General features: G+C 52.1%; 3 protein-coding genes. All 3 read right to left on the reverse strand.

The annotated features are described in order from the left end of the window. Nucleotides 1-1,558 (reverse strand): tyrosine-protein kinase domain-containing protein (locus tag DEF47_RS18100; protein ID WP_287045275.1); only part of this gene is annotated, 1,558 nt, incomplete at its 3' end. Nucleotides 1,559-1,561: 3 nt separating this feature from the next. Beyond that, a complete protein-coding gene (locus tag DEF47_RS18105; RefSeq protein WP_012187753.1) occupies nt 1,562-2,605 on the reverse strand; it encodes a DUF11 domain-containing protein in 1,044 nt (347 codons plus the stop codon). 258 nt (nt 2,606-2,863) lie between these two features. Next, nucleotides 2,864-4,092: glutamate mutase L (locus DEF47_RS18110; protein WP_287045276.1), on the reverse strand; the 1,229-nt coding region annotated here is incomplete at its 5' end.

The following is a 4,092-nucleotide window of genomic DNA, read 5'->3' on the forward strand; positions in this document are numbered from 1 at the left end:
AGTAGGTATAGTAAACGCCATAGCCCTCGGAGCGCGGATCAAGCTTGTTAAAGACCAAGCCAATCACCCGCCCGCCGACGGTTTGCACCGCAGCCCGACATTTTGCCAGCATATCGCGGCGGGTGCGCTTGGCCTCGGCCACCAACACTACACCATCAACCCGTGGAATCAGTGCGATTGGGTCGGTTACGGTCAAAATTGGCGGTGTATCGAACAAAATCCAATCGTATTCTTGCTGCAACAGCCAAATCAGCATTTCCATGCGTTTGCTGCTGAGCAATTCCGAGGGGTTAGGAGGCAAAGGCCCGCTAGGAATGAGCCACAAATTTTCGGCAACCGATAGCACCGTGCGCTCACGGATCGTTGGGTCTTCATTATTGGTCAGCAAATTGGTCAGGCCATATTCGCTGCTCACCTCAAACACGCGGTGCATCATGGGCTTGCGCAAATCAGCATCGATCAAGACGACTTTTTGGCCTGCTTGCGCCAGCACCCATGCCAAGTTAGCAGCGACTGTGCTTTTGCCTTCTTCAGGCTGGCTGCTGGTGACAATCAATGTGCGAGCTTTGGTATCAACATTCGAAAACTGCAAATTCGTGCGCAAGGTGCGAAAGGTTTCAGCGGTTGGTGAACGCGGATCAAGTCGCGAAACCAAGCGTTGCGAGGCTTTGGTCACCTTAGTTTCTTGCTTGACAATCGCTGCCAGCAACGGCGCATTAACGAGATCAACGCCTTCATCGGGCGTTTGCACGCTATCATCAAAATATTCGATCAACAAGGCCAAACCAAATACCAAGGCAAAGCCCAAAATCCCCGCCAAAATTGCGCTGCGAATTGGCCGTGGTGCAATTGGGGTTGGATTGACCGTGGCAGCCTCGACCACGCTGATCGAGTTGGCGCGATTGCCCAGCGCCGTGCTGTAGAGCGTGCTGAGGGTTTGGCGATTTTGATTTTGGCTCTGTTGTTTGAGTTGCAAGTTCGCAATCAACGATTCAGCAGCAGGTTTATCGGCCCCAATTTGCTCAATTTCGGCCTTGAGGGTTTTAATTTCCTCATCGGTACGGGTAATTTCCTCGTTGAGCGTAGCAATTTGGCGATTGACTTCATCAAGCAATTTGGCTTCAGCGCTCTGTGGCCCTGCCGGACTAGTCAAAATCAATTGGTCAGCAATTGCATTGGCAATATCGGCAGCCTGTTGCGGATCATTGGCCTCAACCGCAATATCCAAAAACTCAGTTTCTTGGACTGGGCGGGTAGTGATGATCGCTGAACTTGCCATATCGCTCAAATTTAAGCGCTGCTCAACTGCCTGCATGGTTGTGCGGCTTTGGGCGATTTGGGCATAGGTTGCTACCAAGCGCTCACTTGCCACCAAACTGCCATAATCGGGATTACTATTTTTGAGGGTTTGGCCGACAATCACACGAGTGCTGCTGGCATAACGCGGTGTTTGTTGGCTGCTAATGCCATAAGCCGCGCCAGCAGCGACAACTGGCCCTAGCACTAAAAGCCAGAGCCAGCGACGGAGACCAGTTATATAACGACGGATGATATTCATCGATTAAGCAACGCGCCGGCGGCGACTAACCATCAACAACAAACCGCCAGTAATCGCCATGCCCAAGCCAAGCCAGAAAATCCACGAAGCTTGGTTGGGGGCGCTAGTATCAGGCAAACCTGCTGGTGGATTACGATCAACCGCGATTGCCACAGGATTGCTAGGAATGCTTGATGAACCACCGCTGCCATCGCTGGCGACTGCTTCGGCGATGTTGATACCTTGTTGACCGCTGACCGTGCCAGCTCGAATCTTGGTGGTGATGGCAATGGTGACGCTTTCGCCAGCTGCCAAATCGCCAACCGTAACCTTCACGTCTTGGCCTGTGGTTGCGGCGCTGCCTTTGCTGGTTTGCACGCTAACAACTTCCAAGAAATCGAGAATACGGTCGTTGACTACGACGTTTGGGGCAGTTGAGCCACCAGTATTGCGCACCACAATTTTGAAGGTAATTAAATCGCCAACTTTGCCACTAGCTGGGCTAGCCGACTTTTCAACCACCAATTTTGAGCCTGCTGGCACTGGTGTTGGGCTGGGCGTAGGCGTACCTTCACCGCCAATCGTCACTGTAACCACATTGCTTGAGGAGCTTGAACCACTGGCCGTATTGACAAACGCCACATTTTGGCCGATTGTGCCAGGCGCTGTGCCAACCCGTACCCGCGTGGTAATCGTCAAACGTACCGATTCGCCACTGGCCAATGTACCAACATCGGCGCGAACTTCTTGGCCGCTAAAGCTAGCAGTGCCTTTGCTACTGCTTGCACCAACTACTTCCAAGAAATTAACCACGCTATCGGTAATCACGACATTGGTTTGGGTTTGCGGCTGATCGTTGGTAACATTAATTGAAAACGTCACCGTATCGCCGGGCAAGGCATTGCTTGGGCTAACAGCTTTGGTAATCGGCAGGTCAAAATCGGGGGTTGGGGTTGGCCCTGCGGTTTGACCATAGGCACGCCATGCGCCATCAAAGCCAAATAGCGCCAAACCCAAGCCAAGTACACAGAAAATGGTTCCCAGTACCCGCGTAAGGCGTTTGTGCATGGCTTGCTCCTTCTAAGCTATATCGAGGAAAAATGGCTACAAAAAAGGTTTTGATCGTAGCGATCATAGCGCTTTAGAATGAGCTTAAAGCCCAATATCCGTTTGATCGCCAAACTCTGAACTATCGATGAGCATACCACGCGCTATCAAACGCTGTCAAACCCTTTTGTGGGAAAAGTGCCGATTCTGTGGGGGATTTTTGGCGGGATTAAGCCAATCCGACCAACCAAACATAAGGTTAGTCGGATCAGCATTGATTTACTTGCGGCGGAAGAAGCCACGTTTGGGTTTATTTTGTTCTTCCAACTCGTTGCGCAGGGCGCTAAAGTCGGCAGGAGCGATTGGTTGCGATGGTCGGCGTTCACCCAAATCGAGCACTGGATCACTGCTGACCGGCACATCCATCCCGCCCAGCCAATCGGGTAAGGGTTCTTCAACCCCAAAATCGCTTGGTGGCGGCATGGTCAGATCGTTGGCGTTCTCGCCTTCTTCGCGCAGCCAATCGGGAATCGCATTGGGTTCTTCGCGTTCAGGTAGCATTTGGGCTGGCGCTGGTGCTGGATCGGGAATGCGGGTGAGCGCAGGAGCCATTTCAAACGGCAGCGGTTGATCATCATACTGCGGCGCATAAGGATTAAGCCCATCGACCACGCCCAATTGATTGAGCCATTGCCATTGTTGATTGCGGCTTGGGATATCGCTATTGCGTTGAGCCAAAGGTCGTGGGCGGGCATCAATTACCAAGCCCAATGCGCTACCGGTAATCGCAGCCAAGCCAGTTTCGACGACTTCGCCTGGTAAATTTGCCCCAATTTGCACTTGTTTGGTTGGGCGCAAACGCAGGGTAGCACGTTTACCCAGCGCCAATGGTAAGCGCCGAATCTCACCATGATGAATTTGCATGATGATCGGAGCGCCGCTGACGGGCACAAGCTCGACTTCCGCCACCAAATCGCCCAAACGCAATGAACTATTGATCGCCAGATAGCTGGCTAAAGCACCATTACGCAATACATCTTGTTCGAGCAAACAAAAACTTGCATCAGGATATTTCCAAGCAGTCGCGCCACACAAGGCGAGCAAACCATCACGATCAAGGTAAATATCGCTAATCAGCAAACTGCGATCACGATATTGTTGCAAGCGCCCAAAATCCAGCCCATCAACGATGCTTAGCAAGGCTTGAGCCGGATGCATGGTGTGGGTCAGCGCTCCACCAGTTGCAATAATCAAATCGCTGGCTAATTGAGGCTGTTCATCAAACAAATCGTTCGAGACAACGCGCAGGGCTTCGCGCACCAAAGCTTGCTCAATCAACAAACTTTCGCGGTCAATCGGCACAATTTGCGGACGAATCAGCCGATTGAGCATATGTTCGCGTAAAGCCGAATCGCTCATTTCAAACGGCAGCCAACGGGTGATATTGGTCACTCCTACCTTATCGACCAAGCCCGCAATGCCATAGGCCGTGCCACAATTGGTCTCGA

The organism is Herpetosiphon sp. (assembly GCF_003512625.1).
Taxonomy (GTDB): domain Bacteria; phylum Chloroflexota; class Chloroflexia; order Chloroflexales; family Herpetosiphonaceae; genus Herpetosiphon; species Herpetosiphon aurantiacus.